Origin of the sequence: Mycobacterium colombiense (assembly GCF_001953985.1) — a bacterium.
Classification (GTDB): Bacteria; Actinomycetota; Actinomycetes; order Mycobacteriales; family Mycobacteriaceae; genus Mycobacterium; species Mycobacterium colombiense_B.
In genome coordinates this window covers 75,645-100,761 of record NZ_MBEI01000001.1, presented here as the reverse complement: position 1 = coordinate 100,761, position 25,117 = coordinate 75,645, and the positions used below count along the sequence as shown (strand labels likewise).

At 65.1% G+C, this 25,117-nt stretch carries 10 protein-coding genes; 6 read left to right on the top strand and 4 right to left on the bottom strand.

Features of this window, described 5'->3' with window-relative positions:
• Nucleotides 1-9 precede the first annotated feature (9 nt).
• Nucleotides 10-11,073, bottom strand: a complete 11,064-nt coding sequence (locus A5732_RS00400; RefSeq protein WP_076099902.1) for a type I polyketide synthase — start codon at nt 11,071-11,073, stop codon at nt 10-12.
• Nucleotides 11,074-11,435: 362 nt separating this feature from the next.
• On the opposite strand from A5732_RS00400, the gene A5732_RS00395 reads away from it, so the two are divergent.
• Both A5732_RS00395 and A5732_RS00390 read left to right on the top strand, forming a co-directional pair.
• Complete coding sequence (locus A5732_RS00395; RefSeq protein ID WP_076099900.1) at nt 11,436-12,842, top strand: condensation domain-containing protein; 1,407 nt, start codon at nt 11,436-11,438, stop codon at nt 12,840-12,842.
• 203 nt (nt 12,843-13,045) lie between these two features.
• Nucleotides 13,046-14,119 carry a PE-PPE domain-containing protein gene (locus tag A5732_RS00390; protein WP_076099898.1) on the top strand — a complete coding sequence of 358 codons (1,074 nt, stop codon included), beginning with the start codon at nt 13,046-13,048 and terminating at the stop codon, nt 14,117-14,119.
• Nucleotide 14,120: 1 nt separating this feature from the next.
• Here the strand turns inward: A5732_RS00390 and A5732_RS00385 are convergent, their stop codons facing one another.
• From A5732_RS00385 to A5732_RS00375, 3 genes are all read right to left on the bottom strand, one after another.
• Complete coding sequence (locus A5732_RS00385) at nt 14,121-17,129, bottom strand: RND family transporter (RefSeq protein WP_290439390.1); 3,009 nt, start codon at nt 17,127-17,129, stop codon at nt 14,121-14,123.
• A 113-nt stretch (nt 17,130-17,242) separates the two neighbouring features.
• The gene (locus A5732_RS00380) at nt 17,243-18,259 is read right to left on the bottom strand and encodes a ParB/RepB/Spo0J family partition protein (protein WP_081395962.1); all 1,017 of its coding nucleotides are present in this window, start codon (nt 18,257-18,259) and stop codon (nt 17,243-17,245) included.
• Nucleotides 18,260-19,045: 786 nt separating this feature from the next.
• Nucleotides 19,046-20,449 carry a sugar porter family MFS transporter gene (locus A5732_RS00375; RefSeq protein ID WP_076099895.1) on the bottom strand — a complete coding sequence of 468 codons (1,404 nt, stop codon included), beginning with the start codon at nt 20,447-20,449 and terminating at the stop codon, nt 19,046-19,048.
• 352 nt (nt 20,450-20,801) lie between these two features.
• On the opposite strand from A5732_RS00375, the gene A5732_RS00370 reads away from it, so the two are divergent.
• The 4 genes from A5732_RS00370 to A5732_RS00355 are packed head-to-tail and all read left to right on the top strand — an operon-like array spanning nt 20,802 to nt 25,109.
• Nucleotides 20,802-21,806 (top strand): alpha/beta hydrolase, encoded by a 1,005-nt coding sequence (locus tag A5732_RS00370; RefSeq protein WP_076099893.1) that lies wholly within the window; start codon nt 20,802-20,804, stop codon nt 21,804-21,806.
• Between the two features lie 2 nt (nt 21,807-21,808).
• Nucleotides 21,809-22,666: an SDR family NAD(P)-dependent oxidoreductase gene (locus A5732_RS00365; RefSeq protein WP_076099890.1), complete on the top strand. Its 858-nt coding sequence runs from the start codon at nt 21,809-21,811 to the stop codon at nt 22,664-22,666.
• A 23-nt stretch (nt 22,667-22,689) separates the two neighbouring features.
• Entirely contained in the window at nt 22,690-23,610 is a 921-nt protein-coding gene (locus A5732_RS00360; RefSeq protein WP_076054208.1) for a reductase, read from the top strand.
• Between the two features lie 2 nt (nt 23,611-23,612).
• Nucleotides 23,613-25,109, top strand: a complete 1,497-nt coding sequence (locus A5732_RS00355) for a flavin-containing monooxygenase (RefSeq protein ID WP_432760649.1) — start codon at nt 23,613-23,615, stop codon at nt 25,107-25,109.
• Nucleotides 25,110-25,117: the final 8 nt, after the last annotated feature.

Genomic DNA, 25,117 nt, shown 5'->3' with positions numbered 1-25,117 from the left:
GCTGGGTCATTACGCCGGTTCGGCCAGATCGACGGCCTCCGCCCCGTCGGACGGTAGGTCTGGCTCGGAGACGGACTCCGGCACCTGATCGGCCAGGTACTCAGCGAGGGACCTGATCGTCGGGTAGTCGAACACCGCGGTGGCGCTGATGGTGAACGCGCCACCGAACTGGCCGTACAGCCGATTACGGAGTTCGACCGCCATCAGCGAATCCGTGCCCAGGTCCAGGAATCGGCTGGTTGCCGCCGGCGGTTGCGCGAGCCTCAGGAAACTTTGCACTTCGCGCTGGAGGAATTCGGTGAGGAAATCGGCCCGTTGCGCGTCGGGTACCTCGTGCAGTTGCCGGAGCAACTCACTGTCGCCTCGGGTTGCCTCCACGGCACTCGGCAGGACGTGGTCGAGAAGCGGTGGGCGAGACCCGCCCAGCATCTTCGCCGCGCGCTGCCAATTCGCCTTGATCACGATCGCCTGCGCGGTGCCGTGGCCGAGAACCTCGCCGAGTGCACTCAGCGCGGCCGTGGGCTCCAGCGGAATCATTCCTTGCGCACCGAGATTGGCGCGGGCGGCGTGCGAGGTTGCCATGCCGCCCTTTGCCCAGGGACCGAAGTTGACGGCCACCGCCGGCAGACCCTCGGCCTTACGTTCCGCAACGAGCCCATCGAGCAGCGCGTTGGCGGTCGCGTAGTTGGCCTGCCCTGGTGATCCGAGCACGCTGGACGCCGACGAGTACATGACGAAGAACTCAAGGTCGTCGTCTTTCGTCAGCCGATGCAGGTGGTAGGCACCAAAGGCTTTGGGCGCCAGAGTGGTTCGGAAGCGATCCGGGCTCTGCTGTGGCAGTAGTCCGTCGTCGAGCACGCCGGCCAGGTGTGCCACTCCCGCCAGCGGCGGCAGCTCTGCCCGGATCCGCTCTATCAGCTCTACGGCCTGGGACTCGTCACCGATGTCGGCCGTGAAGGTGTGGATCCGGCATCGGTAGCGCTCCAAGATGTTGTCGATCGCCGCTTGCGCGTCCGCGTCGGGCAGATGCCGACTGGTCAACACGATGTCACCAGCGCCGAGCTGGGCAAGATGCGACGCCGTGTGCAGGCCGAGTGCACCGAGGCCGCCGGTGATCAGATAGCTCCGATCGCCGCGCGGCTGCAACGGGCTCGGCATCTGCACCACGATCTTCCCGATGTGGCGCGCTTGTTGCATGCGGCGGAAGGCCGACTTCGCCTCCGTCAGCGGGTAGACCTCGGCGGGCACCGGCGTGATCTCGCCGCTGGCCAACGCGTCCGACACCTCGGCCAGCAGTCCCCGAATGCGCTCGGGGTCCGCCACGATCGTTCCATCCAACGCGACGATCTCGTAGTCGATATCGGGGCGGGCCTGCGCCATCTGCTCGCGCGTCCAGATGTCCCGCTTGGCGATTTCGGCGAACCGGCCGCCCTGTGCGGTCGCCCGCACGGTTGCCTCGACGAAGCCTTCGTTGGTCAGGCTGTTGAGCACCACGTCGACGCCGGCACCCCCGGTGTCGGCGAGGATCTGGTCCGCGAAATCCGTACTGCGCGAGTCATAGACGTGCTCCACACCCATCTTGCGCAGCATCGCGCGTTTGTAGCTGCTGGCGGTGGCGAAGACCGTCGCTCCGCACTGCCGTGCCAGCTGGACCGCGGCCAGTCCCACGCCGCCGCTGGCGGCGTGCACGAGCACCCGGTCACCGGGGCCCAGCCTGGCCCAGTCGAAGGCGAGCCGGGCGGTCAGTGCCGCAGCGGGGATCGTCGCCGCATCCACCGCGCCCAGCCCGTCCGGCACCGGTGCCAGCAGCTGGACCGGCACATTGACCCGGCTGGCGAACGCTCCCGGCATGAAACCCATCACCCGCTGGCCCACTTCGAATCCCGTGACGCCGTCGCTCAATTCGGTGATAATGCCCGACAGGTCACCACCGATCGGTCCCGGATCACCCGGATAGAGACCGAGCACGTTGAGCACATCCCGGAAGTTGAGGCCGGCGGCCTCCACACGGATCTGCACCTCTCCGTTGACGGGCGACGTTACTTCCATCTCCTTCAGACGAAGATTGTCGATCGCACCGCGTTCGGTCGGCGCCAAGATGTAGTCGGCCGCACGCGGCATTGGTAGATGACCGCTACGGGCCCACGGCAGCAGCCGGGGTACCAGGAATTTCCCTTGCCGCAAGGCGAGTTCGGGCTCCTCGAGTGCCGCGCCGGCCACGCCGCACAGCTTGGCCAGCCAGCGGACGGTGTCCTCGGCCCCGTCGTGGTCGACGAGACGGCAGCGCAGCGTCGGCTGCTCGGCGATGATCGTGCGCCCGAGCCCCCACAGCGCGGCTTGCGCCGGGTCGACGGGCTCGCCGGATTCGGTCGCCACCGCGCGTTCGGTGATGATCCACAGTCCCCCGGCGAGTTTCACCGTCTCGTCCGCCAGCGCAGCCTGCACCGCACTGAGCATGTTGGCGATCTCGGTCTCCAGCCGCGCAGTGAATTCGGCGCTCGACTCCGCCGCGTGCGGTTGTCTGGTGCTGCGCCAGACGATCCCGGAGACCGGCGCACGCTCGGAAGCCTGTGCGAACAGCCGCTGCCAGTGCTCGGGATGGATGGTCGGGTCGAACCGGACGCAGGCGGGCAATTCGGTTGCCAGTTCGTCGTATCCGGCAATCAGCCAGGTGCCGTCGGCATTCCCGGCGGTCTCGTCAGGCGCGACCGGTGGCATCTCTTGCCAGCCGAGCGTGTACAGCAGCCGCGTGGCGTCGCCGCCTAGGCCGCGCAGCAACGCCTCGCGCGGGGCGCGTTTCACCGTGAACTCGCGAATGCCGCCCAGGTGGCGACCATCCCGATCCACGAAATCGAGGTCGAAGACCTGCGTTTCGCTGTCCAGACCACCGTTCTGCCACCGGGCGCGGCAATAAAAGCGCCGCGGCATCCGCTCGCTCAGCATTACCCGCCCGTACCGAAGCGGCAGGAAGAGATCAGGGACCGCGCCCTGTTCGGTCGCCGCCAGCAGCGCCGGGAAGGCCGGGAAGGCGACTCCGGTGCACAGGTCCAGCAGCACCGGGTGGACCGGCTCACTGCCCAGTTGCTCGGCGAGTTCCTCGCCGACGGCGACATCGCCGATCGCCTCCCCATCACCGACCCACAACGATTTCAGCGAAGTGGACCACGTGGGCCCCCAGGCCAGCTCCATATCGGTGAAGGTGTCGAACAGTTGCTGCGGGCGCGTACGGCTCAACCGCTCGATCGCGACCTCGATCGAATCCGCCGGTTCAAGTGCCCAATGATCGTCGACACCGTCGACGACGGTGCCATCGGCGTTCAGCGACCACTCGGCGTCGCGCACACCGTACGGGCGACTGTGCACTCGGAACGTCCAACCGCCACCGTCTTCAAACGGATGCAAGGTCAGCTGCACCTCTCGAGAGCTCTTGTCGGTCAGGATGATCGGTTCATAGAAGAAGACGTCCTGCACCCGCGCCGGCGCGCCTACCGCGGCAAGTGCCATCGCCGCGTACGTGGCGCCCGGAACGACAACCGAGCCGTAGATGACGTGATGAGATAGCCAAGGCTGCGATTTGACCGACAACCGACTGGTGTAGACGGAGTCCCCGGAAGCCAGATCCTTTGCGCTACCTAAGATTCCGGATACGGGAGCGCCCCCGACATCGACACCGGCGATGCCCGAGGCCTTGGGCCAGAAGCGACGGCGCTGGAACGGATAAGTGGGCAGTCCGAGCCTGCGGCCCGGCAACTGTTGCCGCGCAGTGAAGTCAATCCGGTGTCCGGCGATATAAGCGGTGGCGAACGCTTCTGCGATCTGCCGCCGGGCATCGACGCCCTTGCGCAGGGAAACGATCGCACGCGGCGCCGCCGAGGATTCCGGCCAGGCCTGCAGCGCGGCCGCGGTGAGAATCGGCTGCGGACCGATCTCCATCACCACCGAGCAGCCCAGCGCCGCCGCGGTGCGCACGCTCTCGGCGAATTGCACCGGCTGGCGCGAATGCCGCCGCCAATATTGGGCGTCCAGCGGGGTTTCCGCCGTGAGTACTGCCCCGGTGCGGTTGCAGATCAGCGGCCGGGTGGGCACGGCGAACTGGACCCGGGCGGCATGCGACTCGAATTCGTCGAGCACCGGTTCCAGCAATTCCGAGTGGAAGGCGTGACTGGTCTCCAGCCAGGTGCAGCGGATCCCGTCGTCGCTGAAGCTGGCGACGACTTGCTCCAGATCCTCCCCCGGCCCGGACAGCACCGTGTTGCGGCCGTTGTAGGCAGCGACCGAGACACGCGCGAATTCGTCGGCAACGTCCTCCACGTGCTGGGCGTCCGCGAATACCGCCACCATCCGGCCGCCCTCGGGCAGACTGCCGAACAGGCGACCGCGTTCGGCTATCAGCCGTGCCCCGTCCTCGAGGCTGAACACGTCGGCCACACACGCCGCCGCGTACTGACCCACGCTGTGCCCCAACACCACATCGGGCTCGACGCCCCACGACTGCCACAACCGGGCCAATCCCATCTCGACGGCGAAGAGCGCAGGCTGCGCAAAAGAGGTGTGCCGCAGTAATTCTGCCGTTTCGCTGTCGGTGCTGAACAGCACTTCGAGCAACGGGCGCGGCAGTATCGGATCGACGGCTTCCGCGCATCGCGCCACGGTCTCGGCGAACACCGGCTCGGTGTCGAACAACTCGCCCGCCATCCCGAGGTACTGGCTGCCTTGCCCGGTGAACAACCAGGCCGTCGTCGGCGGATCCGTGCACTCGCCGCGCACAACGCCGGGCCGCAGCCGGTTCTCGGCCAGCTCGGCGAGCAGCTCTCGAGCTCCCGCAACCGAATCCACGACCAACGCGCCCCGGTGTTCGAAATGCGAACGCCCCACGCCGGCAGTGAAGCAGACATCGGCGATGTCGGCATCGGGGTTCGCGTCCAGCCAGGCACCGTATCGCCGCGCCAACGCCACCAGTCCTTCGGCGGACCGCGCGGACAAGGGCAACACCCTGACCGGTTGCTGTTGGGCCTCAGACTCCGACGCCGCGGGGATATCGGGTAGGACGTCCTCGGTCGAGCTCTCATCCGGGATCGCCGGTTGCCGTGGCGCCTCCTCGATGAGCACATGTGCATTCGTCCCGGTGAACCCGAACGAACTGATGCCGGCGCGGCGTGGCCTGCCGTTGGTCTGCCACGGAGTTGCCTTGTCGACCACCTGCACCGGCAGCGAGTCCCACGGAATATGCGGCGACGGTTGGTCGAAGTGAAGATTCTGCGGGAGCACTTGGTTTTGCAGAGACAACACGACCTTGACCAGACCGGCGACCCCCGCCGCCGACTCGAGGTGACCGATGTTGGTCTTCACCGATCCCATCAGGAGCGGGCGGTTCGGGTCACGACCGGCGCCGTAGACGGCGGCGGCCGCCTGCACCTCGATCGGGTCGCCCAGCGCGGTGCCAGTGCCGTGCGCCTCGAGGTAATCGACGTCCGGGCCGCCGACACCGGCGCGATCCAATGCCGCGGTGATAAGCCGTTGCTGCGCACCGCCGTTAGGCACGGTCAAGCCACTGGAAGCACCGTCCTGATTGACCGCGCTGCCGCGGATGACCGCGCAGATCTGATCGCCGTCACGCTGCGCGTCGCTCAGCCGCTTGAGGACCAGAATCCCGCATCCTTCGCTGCGAACATAGCCATCGGCGGCGGCGTCGAAGGTCTTGCATCGACCATCAGGGGAAAGCATCCTGGCGCGCGAAGCGGCGACGATGGAGGCCGGGCTCAACAAGACGTTGACACCACCGGCGAGCGCCAGATCGCAGTCACCGGAGTGTAATGCCTGGCAAGCCTGGTGGACGGCCACCAGCGACGAACTGCACGCGGTGTCGACTGCCACCGCCGGTCCTTCCAAACCGAGCGCGAAGGCAACCCGACCGGAGATCGCGTTGAGCGCATTGCCGGTGATGAAGTGGGCTTCGATGGTCTCGATCGAATCGCTGGACAGCAGATGCGAATACTCGTTGGCGGCGACCCCGACAAACACGCCACTTCGACTGCCGCGCAACGCCGCAGGGGAATACCCGGCGCGCTCCAGCCCTTCCCACGCGATCTCCAGCATCAGCCGCTGCTGCGGATCCATCCACACGGCCTCGCGTGGGGAGATGCCGAAAAATTCCGGATCGAAGCCGTCGATCCCGTCGAGATATCCACCGCAGCGGGTGTAGATCTTACCCGGCGTCTCCTGGTCCGGATCGTAGAACTCGTCGATATCGAAGCGGTCATCCGGAATCTCCCGGATCGCGTCGACACCGCCGGACAGCACCTGCCAGAAGGCATCCGGATCCGGCGCGCCCGGAAAACGGCAGGCCACCGCGACGATCGCGATCGGCTCATCGGTGAGCGCCGCCGCTGGTGAGGTCGGCAACGAAGCCGGCTGGGCCGCCGATTCGACGCCCGACTTAGCGGAAACCGCTGCGGTGAGGCCGAGCACCTCGCCGAGCAGGTAATCCGCCACGTCGACCAGGCGCGGGTAGTCCATCGCGAGAGTCGCCGGCAACTCCGAGCCCACCGCGTGCTCGACGCGGCGGCGCATCTCCACGGCCATCAGCGAATCCATGCCCAAGTCAAAGAATCCGGCGTCCTCACGGATCTCCGCCACGTCGATCCGCGTCACATCCGCGACGACGTCGCGCAGATACTCCAGCACGAGTTTCTTGCGCTGCTGTACCGGGGCGACGGTGAGCCGCTCGACCAATCGGGTGGTACCGGAGGGTGTTACGGCGGACACCGAGGCGGGCACCTCGGGCTCCAACTCCGCCAAGAATGATCGCTTCCCCGAAAGCTGGTAGAGCGGCAGGAAACGGGACCAGTCGATCCGGGCCACCACGCCTTGCGAAATCCCTTGCTGTGCCGAAGCCACCATGATTTCGGCCATGCCCGCCAGTGCGTCGGCGGGCGGCAACGTCCGGACCCCACGCTGGTCCAGCCGCGCACGCGCGTCCTCGTCGGCCATACCCGCCGACCACGGACCGAAGTTGACGCTGATGTACTTCTGCTCACGCAGCCGGTCGGCCAGCCCGTCGAGAAACGCGTTAGCCGCGCTGTAGGCGGTCTGCCCGAAGCTGCCCCATACGGCGGCGATCGAGGAGGTGCTCAGGAAGAAGTCCAGCCGCATGTCGGCGGTTGCTTCGCTCAAGTGCCAAGCACCCCAGACCTTTCCGGCGAACACTCGGTCGACTTCGGTGTCATCCAGATCGCTCAGCGGGGTGGTCCCTATCTCGCCGGCGGCATGGACGACGCCGGCCAGCGGCGGCAGATCGGACTGCACGGTGGCCAAGAGGCGAGCGACATCGTGCGGGTCGGCCACATTGGAGGTGATGATGCGGAATTCGCTGCCATACCGTTCGCTGAGCGCATCGATGCGTCGTTGCGCGGCATCGCCCGGTGCGCGCCGACTCGTCAGCACCAGATGCCGGGCACCGTGGCCGGCCAGATATCCGGCGATTTCCAGTCCGACCGAACCCAGCCCGCCGGTCACCAGATACGTCGCGTCGTCACGTAGGACGAGCGGCGTTGCCAGCGGCTGCCCTACGCGCCGCGTCAGCCGGGGAACATAGACGGCTCGATCTCGCAGCGCGACTTGGTCTTCCCTGACAGCCTGGCTGTCCTGCGCCGCCACCAGGCTGATCAACCGGGACCACTCGTCGGCGCTGCCGTCATGCAGGTCCGCCAGTCCGCCCCAGACGTGCGGATGTTCCAGCGCGGCGGCGCGACCGAATCCCCAGAGGCAGCTCTGCACCGGCGACACGGTGTCCGCGCCGGTGACCCGCTGCGCACCGCGAGTTGCCAGCCAGATGGGCACGCGAAGTTCGGCGGCGGCCGCGGCTCGGAAGAGTCGCCGTGTGCCGCCCAGGACGCGATGTTGCATTCGCAAGAGCGACCGCATCGATGGTGTCGTGTCCGATTCGAGCGCCGCAAAATGCAGGATACGCAGCCTGGGATCATCCGCTACCGCCGCGCGCAGCGCGGCCACGAGCCGTTCCTCGTCCGCGTCCGATGCGGGCAATCCGAGAATCCGGTGCCGGTGTCCGCGCGCGATCAGCGCATCGACCAAAGGCCGCACGGCCTCGCCATCATCGCCGATGAGCAGCCAGCCAGATGCCTCGTCGGCTTCCGCGGCTGCCGTCCCGGTAGCCGGAGCGCTGGATATTTCCCAGCGCATCTCATAACGCGCGTCCGCCACCGACTGCGCATTGCGCTGGCGGTTGTGTTGGGTGGCAAGCTTTTTCAGTACGTCGACGGTGTGTTGGTTGTCGTTTTGGCCGTCGAGCAGCGCGGCGAGCTCCTCGATCCGGTCATCCTCGAGAAGCCGGACGGCCTCGGTGCGCGTGGCATCGGTCGGGGTGGGCCGAACCCGCTTGTCGCGGAACCAGTACGGGCGACGCTGGAATGGATAGGTGGGGAGGTCGAGCTTGCGCGCCGGTTCCCGTTGAAGGGCGGTGAAGTGAGGAAGGTGGCCGGCAACGTACGCGGTGGCAACGGCTTCGGTGATCTGGCGGTGATCGGCGCCGTTTCGGCGCAACGAGGCGATTGCCTGCGGCGCCGTTGCCGGGTCGGGCCATGCCCGCAGTGCGGATGCGGTGAGCACCGGTTGCGGGCCGACCTCTAGCAGCACCGCGCAGCCGAGGCCGGCCAAAGTTGCTACACCCTTGGCGAATTCGATCGGCTGGCGCGCATGGCGGCGCCAATACCGGGCATCCAGCCCCGCGTTCCGGCCAAGGGCCGCGCCGGTGCGGTTGCACACCAAGGTTCGTTGCGGGGCAGAGTAGTCGAATCGGCTTGCGTACGCCTCGAATTCGTCGAGGACCGGATCCAACAGCGCCGAATGGAAGGCGTGGCTGGTCTCCAGCCAGTCGCAGCGAACGCCATCGGCGACCAACGAGCCGACCGCCTTATCCAGGTCCTCCGCGGGCCCTGACAGCACGGTGTTGGCGCCGTTGTAGGCGGCCACCGAGAGCCGCGGGAATTGGTCGGTGAGGCCCTCGACCCGGTCGGCGGCGGCGAAGACCGCCACCATCCGACCGCCTGCGGGCAGACTGCCGAACAGGCGCCCGCGCTCGGCGAGCAACAACGCTCCGTCCTCGAGACCGAACACACCCGCGACGCATGCCGCCGAATACTGTCCGACGCTGTGGCCCAGCACCACATCAGGTTGCAGGCCCCACGACTGCCAGAGCCTCGCCAGGCCCATCTCCACCGCGAACAGGGCGGGCTGGGCGTAGCTGGTCTGGCGCAAGGCGTCTTCACCATCGGCGTCGAATATGACGTCCAGCAACGGTTTTTCGAGCACATCGGCGACGGCCGCGGCGCACCGGGTCATCGTCGCGGCGAACACCGGTTCGGTCTCGTACAACTCACGGGCCATGCCGGCGAACTGACTGCCCTGACCGGGGAACAACCACGCTGTCTTCGGCGTGTCGGCGCACATTCCCCGCACCAAACCCGGTGCCGGGCGGTCGTCGGCGAGCGCGCCGAGCAATTCGCGCGCGGAGTCGGTCGAATTCACCACCAAGGCGGCCCGGTGTTCGAGGTGCGATCGGCCCACCCCGGCGGTGAAGCACACGTCCGACAAGGTGGCCTCGGGGTGCGCGGCCAACCAATTGCGATAGTCGTCGGCGATCTGCACCAAAGCCGCAGGGCTGCGTGCCGACAGCGGCAAGACGCTGAAGCGCCTGTCATCGGGAGGCGCAACCGGTGCCACAGCGACGCGGTCCATTGCGGGTGCTTCTTCGACGATGACGTGCGCATTGGTCCCCGAGAAGCCGAACGAACTGACCCCCGCGATGCGGCGCCGACCGTTGCGTTCCCAGGTGAGAGGCTCGTCCACGACGCGCACCGGCAGCCGGTCCCAGGGAATATGCGGCGAGGGGTTGCGGAAGTTCAAGTGCTTCGGCAGTTGCTCGTGTTCGAGCGAGAGGATGACCTTGATCAGGCCGGCGATACCCGCCGCCGCTTCCAGGTGCCCGATGTTGGTCTTCACCGATCCGATCAGCAGCGGCTGGCCGGCATCGCGCCCGTCGCCGAGCGCGGCGGCCGCGGCCTGGACTTCGATCGGGTCGCCGAGTGATGTCCCGGTCCCATGCGCCTCCAGGTATCCGACGTCGCCGGCCACGATGCCGGAGCGCTGCAACGCTTCGGCGATAACACGTTGCTGGGCAACACCGTTCGGCACCGTCAATCCACCCGATGCGCCATCCTGGTTGATGGCGCTACCCCGGATCACGGCACGGATCCGGTCGCCGTCTCGGATCGCGTCATCGAGGCGCTTCACCACAATGACACCGCAACCCTCGCCGCGCACGTAGCCGTCCGCGGCCGCATCGAACGTCTTGCACCGGCCGTCCGGAGCCAACATCCGCGCTTGCGAAAAAGTGATCATGGTTCCCGGGCTGATCAGGACGTTCGCCCCGCCTGCCAGCGCCAGGTCGCACTCCCCCAGTCGCAGCGCTTGGCACGCCTGATGGATCGCCACCAACGACGAGCTGCACGCCGTGTCGACGGTGACCGCCGGTCCCTGCAGCCCCAGCCGATAACTGATCCGGCCCGCTCCAGCCGCGCCCGACGTCCCGATTGCCGTATACGCTTCGATGTCACCGTATTCCAGCTCGTCCGATATCATTCCGAAGTAGTCGTGGGTGGACAAACCCATGTACACGCCAGTCTTGGTGTTCGCCAAACCCATTGGCGCGGTGCCGGAATGCTCCAGTGCCCGCCATGCCATTTCCAGCAGTAGCCGATGCTGAGGATCCATCATCTTGACCTCGCGCGCCGACACCCCGAAAAACGCCGCGTCGAACCCGGCTACGTCATCGATGAAGCCCGCCCGGCGAGTCGCAATCCGGCCGGGCGCCCCGGGATCCGGGTCAAAGAATTCCTCGACATCCCAGCGATCCGATGGCACCTCCGACACCGCATCGCGCCCGTGTCGCAAGACATCCCAGAATTCGTCGGCATCGGCCGCCCCCGGTACGCGCACTGAGTAGCCAACGATCGCAAAACCCGACGTTTGCTTCATCGGATCTTCGACGGATGCCATGCGAATGTCCCCTCTGTCATGGTTGGTGAAAACTCGATCCCTCGGAGCGGGGCCGTGATATCGGGGCGGTGCTAAGTCTGGACCGACTCTTAGGTCACACAGCGCACCACACGCAATCCCGGTTGCGCACAAGGTAATCGCCCGACGGAGCGTATGACAAGTACTTCGCTGCGAAGGTGTACGAAAAATATCGAATTGTGGTCGCGGGGCTGGACCCGAAAAGATTCAGGCCCTTTCCGCACTCCCCACCAATCTGTAAGTTGTTGCATTGCTGTCCGGCCATGCCAAGTTCACCGCCGAACGCATTACCTTGATCTCGCTACCAGACCAGCCGAACTGCGGTTACCCAACAGGGAGAAACATTGCGCATCGGGAACATCACCATCGGTTCAATCGGCGACTGGGAGCTCAGCTCCGGGCCGGTCACCTCCTGGCACCCAACGGCTGCGTCTCTTGATGCGGCTCGACAAGCGCCGGTCAGCTCCGTGCCCGCCACCTACATGCAAACCCAACATCTTCGCGGCTACTACGAACGAACGGCCGCCGGCCTCGACTATTCGCGGTTACTCGTGGCCACGTGCGAGATACCCGGTCAATGCGATATCGACGTCATGAGTTACGCGCTCAATGCCTACCTGCGTCGTCACGATACGTACCGAAGCTGGTTTGAATACAACGGAACCGGTGACATCGTCAGGCACATCATCGACGATCCCGCCGACATCGAATTCGCGCCGACCACCCACGGCGAAATGACGATCGAAGAGTTGTACGAACACGCGGTCGCCACACCGGATCCGCTGCAGTGGGGTTGCTTCAGCTTCGGGATCATCCAGGCCGACGATCACTTCACGTTCTACGCGAGCATCGATCACGTACACGGAGACGCGTCGTTGATCGGCATCACGATGCTCGAGTCCTATGCGATGTACATGTCGTTGGCGGCGGGCAACGGGCCGCTTGCGCTGCCCGACGCCGGCAGCTACCACGATTACTGCCTGCAGGAGCGCCAAGACACGTCGGCCATGACCGCGGATTCGCCGGATGTACGCGCGTGGATCGACTTCGCCGAGAACAACAATGGGAGCCTTCCCGAGTTCCCGCTTCCGCTCGGCAACCCCATGGAGGCGACGGACAGCGCCATGATCACCGAAACCCTGCTTGACGCGGAACAGACGGAGAGATTCGAATCGGCCTGCACGGCTGCCGGCGCTCGGTTCATCGGCGGCTTGTTCGCCTGCAGCGCGCTGGTGGAGCACGAGTTCACGGGTGCCGTCACGTATTACGGACTGACCCCCAGGGATACCCGCCGCACATCGGAAAATTTCATGACTCAGGGTTGGTTTACCGGTCTGGTTCCGATCACCGTTCCCATCGCTGCAGCATCGTTCAGTGAAGCCGCTTGGGCAGCGCAGACGTCTTTCGATTCGGACCTGAGTTTGGCGAAGGTGCCCTATTACCGCGTGTTGGAATTGGCGCCGTGGCTGGACTGGCCTCCACCGAACTTTCCGGTGACGAATTTCTTGCATGGAGGCGCGGCTCCCCTCAATGCGGTGCTCACCGCCGAGGTGGGTGGCGCGAAGAACATCGGGATCTACTCCGACGGCCGGTATTCATATCAGCTGACCATCTATATATTCCGATACGGCGAGGGCACCATCATGGCGGTGATGCACCCCGACAACCCCATCGCCCAAAAATCGGTCACGCGGTACGTGGAAGCGATGAAATCCGCATTTACGCGGGTCGCCGATCGCGGGAATTGGTGATCGGCACGAATCAGGGCGCACCGGTGACACGGTCATCGCGCTGGGAACGTCAGCGCCGCAGGACGTTTAAGCGACTCTCGCCCCGCTGAGCGCGATGGATCTACGGACGCCCCGGTGGGCCGTCTTGGCGAGTCCACAAGGGCCCGAAATGAATTAACAGCGTGTAATGTGGCGGCGAGTACCGGCTACCCGGGAGTAGACAAGTGAAACTAGTATTCGCAACGGCACTCGCGGCGTTGCTGGCGGGTTCGGCCGGTGGATTCGGACCCGGCGTGGCAAGCGGAGACCCGGCGTTTCCCTGGCCGCCCCCGACCCCGTCTCCGGTAGGCGCCGGTGCCACGGCCGGAGTCGTCTACGCGGTTGGCGGTGCGCGGCCGCCGGGCATTCCCTGGTACGAGTACACGAGCCGGGCCGGATCCGGGTACTTTCCGAACGCCAGGCGCGACATCATCGAATATCCCGCCGGGGCGCTCTACAGCTGGGTGCCGCAAGAGATGTTTCCCGGGCCTCGAGACAACATGACCGTCGGCCAGGCGATCCAACAAGCCACGGACAACCTGGATCAGGCTATTCGGAACGGCACCGAGCCGGCCGCCACCGTCGGCCTGTCGCAGGGCAACCTCGCGCTCGACCAGGAACAGGTGCGGCTTGCCAACGACCCGAAGGCTCCACCACCAGACACGCTGCAATTCACGACCATTGGCGACCCGGTGGGAACGCACGGGTTCGGGGCGAGTTTTGCGTCCGGCATCTTCAAACCCGGTGACCGCATCCCGATTATCGACTACACCATGCCTGCGCCGGTCGACAGCCAGTACGACACCAACAAAATCGTGGCCGCATACGACGGTTTCGCGGATTTCCCCGATAGGCCGGACAACCTGCTGGCCGACGTCAACGCGCTCCTCGCCTCGGCGATCGTGCACACCCCGGCGGCGTTCACCGGACCGGGCGACGTGCCACCGCAGAACATCAGGACTGGGGTCAATCCGCGAGGTGCGAAGACGACGACGTATCTGGTTCCGGTCAATCATCTTCCGCTGACTTTGCCGCTGCGCTACCTCGGCTGGTCGGACGGCCTGGTAAACCAGATCGACGCGGCGTTGCAACCCCAAATCGATGCGGGCTATTCGCGCAACGACAACCTGTTCACCCGGCCGGTCTCCGTGGATCCGGTCAATGGCATGGACCCGGTGGGCATCTTGGGGCCTGGCACACGGGATTCCGTTGAAAATTTCTTCGCCCAGATTCGTGCAATCGTTCCCCCGCCCGGCTGATTCACCCGTCTGCGGCCACCGCTTGGAAGACCGTCGTCTTCTTGGGCGTGGCCTGTACCGGACTACGTAGCCACGGTCGGGCGGGCCACCAACCCGCCCGGCCCAGCAGTGCGGCGATGGCGGGCACAGTGATGGTGCGCACCACAAAGGTGTCGACCAGGATGCCGACGCCGATCACGAAGCCGGATTGCACGACGGCTCCGATGCTGGAGAACAGCAGACCGAACATGGATGCCGCGAAGATGAGGCCGGCGGCGGTGATGACTCCTCCGGTGGAACGCACGGTGCGGATGACTCCGGTCCGCACACCCAGCGGCGACTCGTCGCGCAATCGTGACGCGAGCAGCATGTTGTAGTCCGCGCCCACCGCGACGAGCACGACAAAGGTCAATCCTGGCACGCTCCAATGCAATTGCTGTTCCAAGATCACTTGGAACAGCACGACTCCGACACCGACGGCCGACAGATAGGACAGGCTCACCGAGCCGACCAGGTACAGCGGCGCGACGATCGCCCGCAGCAGGGCGATGAGGATCAGCAGCACCACGATGATGGTGACGACCACGATGAGCTTGATGTCGCGGTCGTAGTAGTCCCGGGTGTCGCGCAGCGTGACCGGATATCCGGAGATCGAGATCGAGGCATCCGACAGCGCGGTATTGGGTTGCGCTCCCTTGGCGGTAGCCAGGATCGTGTTGACCTGGTCCATCGCGGCGGTGCTGAACGGGTTCAGGTCAGTCTGAATGAAGTAGCGCGCCGAATGGCCATCCGGCGAGATGAACGTCTGCGCAAGCTTTTTGAAGTCGGGCGTATCGAGCGCTCCGGGCGGCACGTTGAATCCGGCCATCGATGGTTGTGAGGCATCGCGGCCCATGTCCATCAGGAAATCGGACGCCTGGCCGAGACCGACCCCCATCCGCCTGACCTGATCGACCAGCTGTTGCACACCGTCGGCCACCTGGCGCCCGGCGCTGGCCAGGTCGTTGGCACCCTGTTGCACCGTGGCGATCTGCGAGCGCGCCGCACCGGGGTTGTCCAATCCCAGTCGGTGCAGGGACGCAAGAGCACTATGCAAACTCTGCCCGAGACCGTTCACGGTGGAGGCCAGCGTCTGAGACGACCGCGTCGACTCCAGTTGGCGGAAGAGGTCGCTGATGCGGCCCAGGGTTCCGTCGTCGCGCGCGGTGATCAACCGGTGGAACTGGGCCCGCGCCCCGCTGCAGACCGAGTTGGCGTCACACACCACGCTGGTATCCAGCGCGGTGACCACGGCATCCATCCACTCGAAGTTGTTCACCATGGCCGAGAAATTGATCTGCAGCGTGTTACCGAGCACCCGGACACTGCTGACCAGCTTTGTGGCGGTGTCGATGTCGCCCAGGGTCGTGCCGCCACCGAACATGGCCGACACCGTTGCCAGGGCATCGACCAGGCCGCTGACGCCCCCGATCGCCTGACCCACCTGCGTGCGCACATCGCCGAGCTTGTCAGCCAACAATCCTGCGCCCGAAGACAATCGGTTCAGCTCCCCGGCGTGCCGGTTGATCAAGCTGGACGCACCGCCCAGTTCTTTGCCGACCTGACCGGCCTGATAGGTCGCCTTGGCCTCCTCCAGCGAGCGCCCAGTGGGACGGGTGACCCCGCGGACCATGGCGACTCCCGGAATTTGGCTCACACGTTGGGCCAACTGCTCCAAGTCGGCAAGGGCGCGCGGAGTGCGCAGGTCTTGGGCAGAGGAGATGAACAGGTATTCCGGAATCGTCTGGTTCACCGGAAAATGGTGTTCCAGCGCGGCGTATCCGAGCGAACTGCCGGCCGAGGCGGGTAGCTGCTTGCGGTCGTCGTAGTTGAAGCCCACCAGGGCCGTGCAGCAGGCCGCAGCGATCAAGACGATCAGGCTCGCGGCCAGATAGCGCGCGGGCCGCCGCACGATCCGCACCCCGGCCCGCCGCCATAACATGGTGGTGCGCTCCGCCCGCGGTGCTACCCATCCGCGCGGTCCGGCCACCATCATGATCGCCGGCAACAGCGTCACCGCCGCCAAGAACGCGATCGCGATCGCGATCGCCAGCGCCGGGCCCACCGTGGAAAACAGACCGAGGTTCGCAAACCCCATGCCCAGGAAGGTGATTCCCACCGTCCCCGCCGACGCCGCGATCACTTTCCCGATGGAGGCCATGGCTCTTGTGACGGCCCGCTGCGGATCCTCCCCGCGCCGGACGTAGTCGTGATAGCGGCTGATCAAAAAGACGGCGTAATCGGTTCCCGCACCCGCGATCATCGCCGAGAGCAACACGATCATCTGGTTGGACACGGCCATACCGGTCAGCAGCGAAACCCCGGACACCACCGCCTGCGCGGTCAGCAGCGAGGCCCCAATCGTAATGAGAGGCAAGCACATCGTGACCGGGTTGCGGTAGATGACAACCAAAATCACCAACAACAGAACCGCGATCGCCAGCTCGATGGAGACGCGGTCCTTCGTCCCCGCGTCGGTCAGGTCGGCGACCGTGGCGGCGGGCCCGGTCAAACTGGCTTTCAGCGTAGACCCCGGCGCGCTCGCCAGCGTGTGTTTCACCAGCGCCGCGACCTCGTTGTAGGCGCGGTAGGACTGCGGTGTGCCCAACTCCCCGGCCAGGCCGACCGGCACGACCCACGCCTTGTGGTCCTTGCTGCTCAACACCTCACGCAACGGCGGCGTGCTCAGGAAATCCTGCAGCATCACCACGTCTCTGGTGTCCAGGCGCAACCGGTCCACCAGTGTGCGGTAAAGGTTTTCGTCGCCTCGGCCCAACCCCTTGTCGTCGCTCAACAGCAAGATCAACACGTTTTCCGAGCCGGCCTCGTGGAAAGCCTCGTTGATCTTTTTCGCGGTGACCGTCGACGGTGCGTCGGCGGGCAGGATGGCCACCGGGTGCCGCGCAGCCATCTCGGTCAACGACGGCACCGTCATGGGCAACACCAACGCGAGCAGGCCCCAGCACCCGATCACCAGCAACGGCCACCGCACGACGAACCCGCCTAACCGCCCGAAAATGCGTTCATCCTCTCACCGCACCCGCCATCGCGGTCAGGGCGTCGCTTGGCCATGACTTTGGCTTCCTTCGCGAAAGTCTCTGAGGACTATACGGTTTGGAATTTGTTGGCGACTTCTTGCCAAGCACACGCATTTCTTCTGGCTATTTCGGCGACTGTGCCCGAACAGTGGACCGGAATGTTTTCGGCGATCGCGTTCACGGCGCCGATGGCAGCCATGTCCGTGGACAGTAGTCGCACGAGCCTTCTACCCCTGTCGGAGAACCTCACCGCGGGGTCGTTTCGAAGTCGTTCGAGGAGATCGTGGTCGTGGGCCTCACGATGCGTGTCGCTTCGACCGCCGGCGGGCGGGTCCTGGCCGGCTTGCGAAGCGAGACCCTCCGGCTCAGGGCAGGGGTTCGACGGTCTAGCGCAGTCGTCGGGCAATGAATTCTCCCGAAAACGCGCCCGCACGTCACGCGCTGTGCTGACGGAGATACCTGCAGTCCGCGCGATCTCCCGCAATGAGGCGTCCGGATTCACCGACAGGTATTCGGCGGCGCGCCGCCGGCCGTTGACCGGACTGATCGGTCGCGTCTTTCCGTCACGTCCAAGGCGGGTGTCCAAGTGGGAATCTTCCCCAGTTAAACATCTGCGCAACATGGCGACGGTTTTGTTCGACACTCCCGTGAGCACACCGATGGAGCGATCCGAGCGGTGCGGGTTCGCCAAAAGGATGCGTCGTGCCGCGGCCTTTCGTTCCGAAAGGGTGAGTGGCAAGCCGTGGGTGACGTTCAGGTGCACCGCGAGCGCGAACGCTTCGGCGTCACTGCCTTCGAAGAACTTGGCAGCTATCGAGTCGTTACCCCGCAACTGGGTTGCGCGCAGCCTGTGCACGCCATCGATCACTCGCATCGTCGTCCGGTGAATCACTATAGGAGGCAACGGGACCGGCGATTGTGCCAAGATCTTGATATGGCGTTCGTTCGCTTTGATCTTCCTGGGTGAATGCGAACTGTGAATTGCCGCTATGGGGACGTTCTCAACCGGCAGAGAGTTCTCTCGAGATAGCCACTCCGCCGTCGGACATGCTGACACCCGATCCCCCTTGTCGTATTGGCGCATTAAGCGAAGCGCCCACTGATGTCGTGGTTACTCAGCACGTTGCCCTCGGTTGACCCAGGCATCAGCCAGCGATCACCGCTTAGGATTGGCATGACCGGTCTGATCTCTGTGATTCCGCGCGCCCTTCACGACGAACTGTCTGCCCTGACCTGTATCCGCCTGTGCACACAGATTCCTATCCGCCGGAAATAGCCGACCTCACGCCGTGACGGAGTTCGCAACTGACAGGAGGGGCCCGCCGCGGTCAGCAAACTGCGGGGCGTTGAACCACTGGACGAGCTGGTCGTCGTGGGGAAAACCCTTGCGGTGAGCCTGTTCACGATCCGCTACTCCGTCTCGGGGAATCTCGGGTTATGAGAATCCACCTCTCACACTCGAGTATCAAATTTCCATAGTGCAGCGCCGGCGTCAATTAACTTCGGGTACCAATAGCCGGTCGCTGTGGTGCACGGAGTCGACCTGGATCGGGCCGCGACGCGCGCGGGCATGCGTCGGCAAATCACCACGCAGTGCTCGACATCACCACTGTTGTGCATGATTGATCCTCGGGCGCTGGTATGAGCAACTAGCCATTGCCATCTGAAGCGAGACGACAGCATCAAGTCCGAGGATTGGCATCCGCAGCAGGCGCACCTTGCCGGTTCACACCGCTCGCCGGCAAGGCCGGGCCAACTCGATGGCACCACCGACAACGGGCGATTCATCGAGTGCTTCGCAAACTCGACCGGCGAAGGGTGTCGCCGGCCTATCGGTGAGTGTGTCCGAAAAGACCTATGCTGCAGCGGGTTAGCGCCGTGTGGGCTGGTCGAAGTCGGCGGGAGCGAACTTGCCCAGCCGCAATTTTTGCTCGATGTCCTCCAGGCTGTGTCCGGTCAGATCGGGCATCTTGAAGTAGACGAACATCCAGGCCGCCACGTTGAACAGTCCGTAGATCCACATAGTTTGACCGACCCCGGCCGCATTGATGAGCGTCAGCAGTGTCAGCGTGATCAGCAGGTTGGTTCCCCACAGTGTGGCAGCCTGAGCGCTGGTACCCGCGCCGCGGACGGACAGTGGGTAGATCTCTGAACCGGTCAACCATCCCATCAGTTGCAGGCCGCCGGCGTTAAAGATCATGAACACGATCAGGCAGCCAATGATGAACGGCACGTCGCCGCGGGCGTTGTGGCCGGTCACCCACAGTGTTCCCAGTACGAATAGCGCGATGGCGGCGCCCGGAATCATCATCAGAGTCAGCCGTCTGCGGCCGACGATATCGACGATGGACAGGCCGAAGATCATCATGATCAGGTACGTGGCGCCGAGCGCGACGCTGACCTGCAAAGCTACTGCGTCGGAGAACCCATTGTCGGTGAGTATCGTCGGCGCGTAGTAGACGATCATCTCGATGCCGCTGAGCTGGGTGAACGCGGCGATGCCGCAGCCCACTTGCAGTGCGGGCCGTACCCAGGGTTGTCGTAGTCCGCGCCAGCCCCGCTCATGCTGTGCGGCACTGTGCTCCTCGGCGTCAACCGCGACGATGCCGGACAGTTCGGATTCCACGTCGTATTGGCCGCGCAGCCGCTGGAGCACCTCCCGCGCCAAGCCAACACGTTGGCCCCGTTCGACGAGCCAGCGTGGGCTCTCCGGCAGCCGCATGACCAGTAGCAGCATGAATATCGCTGGCACAGCGGCACATCCGATAGCCACCCGCCAGGAAATGAATTGACTGGCCCCGACGATCGTGGCGACGACGATGCCCACACCGATGCCGCTCTGGAACGTCAGGACAAGGCGGCCACGGAGGTTGGAAGGAGCCAGCTCAGCTATGTACATCGGCACCGTCTGGGTGGCGCCACCCACCGCGATCCCGAGGACGATGCGACTGACGGCCAGTTCGATCGCGCTGGGCGCGAACGCAGACGCCAGGGCACCGATCAGGAAGATCAGCGACAACACCACGGCCGTCTTGCGCCGGCCGAAGAGCTCACTGGCCTTACTACCGGCGAGCGCTCCGATGATGGCACCGATGAGGATCGCTGCCGCAACGAATTCGACCATGTGATCGTCCATTTGGAATTCACGCCGAATCTGCAGCAGCGCACCAGAAATCACACCAGTGTCGTAACCATACAGAAGTGACGAGATGACCGATACCAGAGCGCCGACTATCAGGATGGACGTCAAACGGCCCTCGCTGGTCTCCGCCATCGTGGGTTTTCTGCCGGCAGCGACCTCGTAAGGTTGTCTAGCTGTCATTGCTTCTCCCATCGCCGTCGAAATGACAGCGGCGGAAATCAACGAGCCCCTGTTGCCCGAGCGCTTCTCGAGATCACCGCGGAACGGCTATGGCGACCGTCGCAGGATTACGTATGGGTTCATCGCGGGAACCTACGCACGACATTCAGGCAGCTAGATCACTCATAGCCGTCATCGAGTCGACCGGCGGGTCCCACGCAGATGAGGATTCCGCCACGTTGGATGACAACTTACACGACTTCAGGTTTCCGCTTCCACAAAGCTGCCATTGACCAATGTCACCATTTGATGTTGACTGCGTTGTATGACGGACGGCGTTCCGGCTCGCGGGTCATTGCGATCCCGCGGCGCGGCAGCGGTAAGTACCTACACCCTTCGGCCGATCACCAGCGCGATTCCGCCCGAACGGGCATGGGGTCTGTGGTTATCGCGCCAGATCATCGCCAGGATCATGGGGACGTTCGGCCCCTCGCTCGCGGGCACCCGCGTCGAGTCGGTAGACGTCACGCTGCCCGACGGCCGCCGCGTCAAGGGTGAATGGGTCTATGGACCGCGAACGCCCACGAGCGAGACCGAGCGATCATCAATCAGCGAGGGTGCGATCTATTACGTGCACGGCAGCGGATACGCCGTCTGTTCGCCAAAGACCCACCGCCGCTTGACATCCTGGCTGTCAGCCCTGACCGGCCTACCGGTGTTCTGCGTCGATTACCGGCTCGCGCCGCGTCATCGCTTCCCCACCGCGGCCGACGACGTCCGCGCGGGTTGGGACTGGCTGGTCGGCACATGCGGTGTGCCGCCGAAACAGGTTGTGATCGCCGGGGATTCGGCGGGAGGTCACCTGTCGGTCGATCTGCTGTTACAGCCCGAGGTCGATCACCCCGCCGCGATGGTGCTGTTCTCTCCCCTGTACGACCTCACGTTCGAGCTGGCGCTGGCGCGCGAACGGATTCGCCCCGATCCAGCCACCCGCGCTGCGAGCGCGGTCCGCCTGGTCGGCCTCTACCACAGCGGCATCGAGCTCACCCACCAACGGCTGACGCTAGACGTCGCCGGCGGCGCCGCGCTTCCCCCCACCCTGATCCAGGCGGGCGGAGCCGAGATGCTGCAGGAGGATGCGCGCCAGCTCGCCGCCGACATCCGCACCGCCGGCGGCCGATGTGAATTGCAGATCTGGCCGCATCAGGTGCACGTCTTCCAGGCGTTGCCACGCATGACACCCGAGGCCGCCAAGGCCATGGCGTATGTCGCACGATTCATCGCCCACGGCCTGCAGGATGCACGCGCCATCACCGAGGAGATCCACTGATCATGTTCGGCCCCGTAGACAGACTGCTCAACCGGTCGAAAACCAGCCGCGGTGCATTGGCGGTGGTGACCGGCGCCGGAAGCGGCATCGGCGCCGCCTTCGCCGTCGAACTCGGCAAGCGCGGCGGCGCGGTGGTGTGCAGTGACATCGACGAGGCCGCCGCGCAGCGCACGGCCGACACGGTCACCGAGCAGGGCGCCAAGGCGGTGGCAATCCGTTGCGACGTATCGCGATTCGAGGACGTGCAGGCGCTGGCCGAACAGTCGCAGTCCTGGTTCGCGGCGCCACCCACGCTGGTGATCAACAACGCCGGCGTCGGCGCGGGCGGTGCCGCCATCGGCGAGGCGCCGCTGGACGACTGGCTGTGGACATTGGGCATCAACCTGTGGGGTCCCATCCACGGCTGCCACGTGTTCACCCCGATCCTGCGCGAGGCCGAGCCGTCGCGCGCGCCGCGGGGCATCATCAACGTGGCCTCCGCGGCGGCGTTCGGTGCGGCGCCGGGCATGGCCGCCTACAACGTCAGCAAGGCCGGTGTGCTCTCACTCTCGGAGACCCTCGCCGCCGAACTGGCCGGCACGCCGGTGCGAGTCACCGTGCTGTGCCCGACCTTCGTCAAGACCAACATCCTCGAATCCGGCCGCATCAGCGAACAATCCAGCGAGCTGGCCGGAAAACTGATGCGCTGGACCGGATTGTCCGCGGAGAAAGTCGCGCGCACCTGCCTGGACGCCCACGACCGCGGCGAGCTGTACTGCATGCCGCAATACGACGCCAAGATCGGCTGGAACATCAAACGGCTTGCCCCGCAGACCTATACACGCGCGGCCGGCCTGGTGTCCCGCATCAACCTGCCCTGATCACCCAACGAAAGGAGCTACCGGTGGCCATCGACATGGAAGCCATGCTCGCCAAGATCAAGGATCGGCAGTGGGCCCTCGCCGACATAGATTGGGACGCGCCCGGCGCCGAAATGATCAGTGATGAACAGCGGCCACAGCTCAAGGCGTTCATGGCCGATCTGTGCTGGATCGAGAACATCGGCGCCAGGGGCTTCGCGGCGCTGGCGAAGAAGGCACCCACACCGACGATCGCCGAGATCTACCGCTACTTCCACGCCGAGGAGCAGCGCCACGCCAACGCTGAACTGGCGCTGATGAAGCGCTGGGGGATGCTCGACCACGGTGAAGTTCCCGAGCCGAACGTGAACATCCGGCTGGCGATCGACTGGCTGGACCGCTGGGCCGACGACATGCCGCTGTCTCTGCTCGGCACCGTCATCCCAATGCTCGAAGTCGCGCTGGACGGCGCCCTGTTGAAGTTCCTCCTCGACGAGGTACACGACCCCGTTTGCCACCAGGTGTTCGAGAAGATCAACAATGACGAATCCCGCCATCTGGTCGTCGATTTCGAAGTTCTCGACATGATCGGGCACGCGAAGATCCGACGGTTGCTGATCGACTTCGTCGGCCACAACGCCACACCGGGTCTCATCATCGGCGCGGTCATGGGTGCACCGCTGATCAACAGGATCCGCAACGAGATCACCGCCATGGGTATGGAGCCCGAGCGGCTTTACAGAGCCGTGAAGAGATTCAAAGAGCTTGGTGATCGCGGCGAACACACCAGGCGGGTACCGACTTATCGGTTCCTGCGGCGCTACGCGGGAGTGGTCACAAATCCGCGCCACCCGTACCATCTGCTGGCGAATTCGATGGTGTGGCTTTCCGACCGGTATCCGCGGCCCCTGCTTCCGTCGGTGCCCACTTGGGTCAGAGAAGTCACCCACGAGCCGGCGGCGTGACCATGGCGAACAACCGCGCCCACGCGGCGCTCATCATCGGAGCCGGCTTCACCGGATTGGGGGCGGCGATCCGCCTGGCCGAAGCCGGAGTCGACGACATCGTGATGCTGGAGCGCGCCGACCGTGTCGGCGGAACCTGGCGCGACACAACCTATCCCGGAGCCAGCTGCGACGTCCCGTCGCTGCTGTACTCGTACTCCTTCGTCAAGAACCCGACCTGGTCACGCACCTACTCGCCCGCACCCGAGATCTACCGGCACCTCGAAGACATGGCGAACAGGTTCGACATCCGCAGCCGCATCAAGTTCGGCCACGAGGTCAAGGACCTGACCTTCGACGAGGCCGCCGGCGTCTGGACCGCGACCACCAAGAACCGCAAGAAGTTTCGCGCCCGCACCGTCGTGCTGGCCTCCGGCCCGCTGTCCGACGTCAGCTTCCCCGACATCCGGGGCCTGGACAGCTACCGCGGACACAAGATCCACAGCGCACGCTGGGATCACGACTACGACTTCACCGGCAAGCGCGTCGCGGTCATCGGTACCGGCGCCAGCGCCATCCAGATCATCCCGGAACTGGTCAAGCAGGCCGGGTTCGTCAAGGTATTCCAGCGCACGCCGTGCTGGGTGTTGCCGCGCCTCGACGTCGCCACCCCGTCGGCCGTGCAATCCCTGTTCGCCAAAGTCCCTTCCAGCCAAGAGCTTGCGCGCCAAGCGCTGTACTGGGGCCACGAAGCCAGCGCGACGGCGCTGGTGTGGGACACCCCGTTGACGTCGCTGGTCGCCCGGCTCGGCCGGGCGCACCTGCGCGCCCAGGTGAAAGACCCGTGGCTGCGGCGGCAGCTGACACCGGACTTCCGGCCCGGGTGCAAACGCATGCTGGTGTCCAGCGAGTACTACCCCGCGCTGCAGCGCGACAATTGCAAGCTGATCGACTGGCCGATCGCCACCTTGAGCCCGGCCGGCGTTCGCACCAGCGACGGCATCGAGCACCACCTCGATTGCATCGTGTTCGCCACCGGTTACGACGTGCACCTGACCGGCCCACCCTTCCCGGTCACCGGCCTGGGCGGCCGGTCGCTGGCCGCCGAATGGGCCGATGGCGCACAGGCTTACAAGAGCATCAACGTGCACGGCTATCCGAACCTGTTCGTCATGACCGGCCCCAACTCCGGACCCGGCCACAACTCACTGCTGGTGTACATCGAGGGCCAGCTGGACTACGCGGTGCGCGGGATCACCACCGTCCTCAACGATGATCTGCGTTACCTTGATGTGCGCGAAGAGGTTCAGCGTCGCCACAACGAGAGCCTGCAACGCCGGCTTACCAAGACGACCTGGATGTCGGGGTGCCGCAGTTGGTACCTCACCAAGGACGGATTCAACGGGTCGATGTACCCCGGTTTCGCCACGCAGTATCTTCGCCAGATGAGGGATTTCCGGTACGAGGACTACCAGGCGGTGGCACATAACGCCCAGACGCAGGCCACCGCGTCGGCCTGAGATGCCGC

Excerpts from the sequence above, each read along its gene's own strand:
- A5732_RS00380 (WP_081395962.1), bottom strand. The coding sequence starts at position 18,259 with ATGCGCCAATACGACAAGGGGGATCGGGTGTCAGCATGTCCGACGGCG.
- A5732_RS00370 (WP_076099893.1), top strand. The coding sequence starts at position 20,802 with ATGACGGACGGCGTTCCGGCTCGCGGGTCATTGCGATCCCGCGGCGCG.
- A5732_RS00365 (WP_076099890.1), top strand. The coding sequence starts at position 21,809 with ATGTTCGGCCCCGTAGACAGACTGCTCAACCGGTCGAAAACCAGCCGC.
- A5732_RS00400 (WP_076099902.1), bottom strand. The coding sequence starts at position 11,073 with ATGGCATCCGTCGAAGATCCGATGAAGCAAACGTCGGGTTTTGCGATC.
- A5732_RS00375 (WP_076099895.1), bottom strand. The coding sequence starts at position 20,449 with ATGGCGGAGACCAGCGAGGGCCGTTTGACGTCCATCCTGATAGTCGGC.
- A5732_RS00355 (WP_432760649.1), top strand. The coding sequence starts at position 23,613 with ATGGCGAACAACCGCGCCCACGCGGCGCTCATCATCGGAGCCGGCTTC.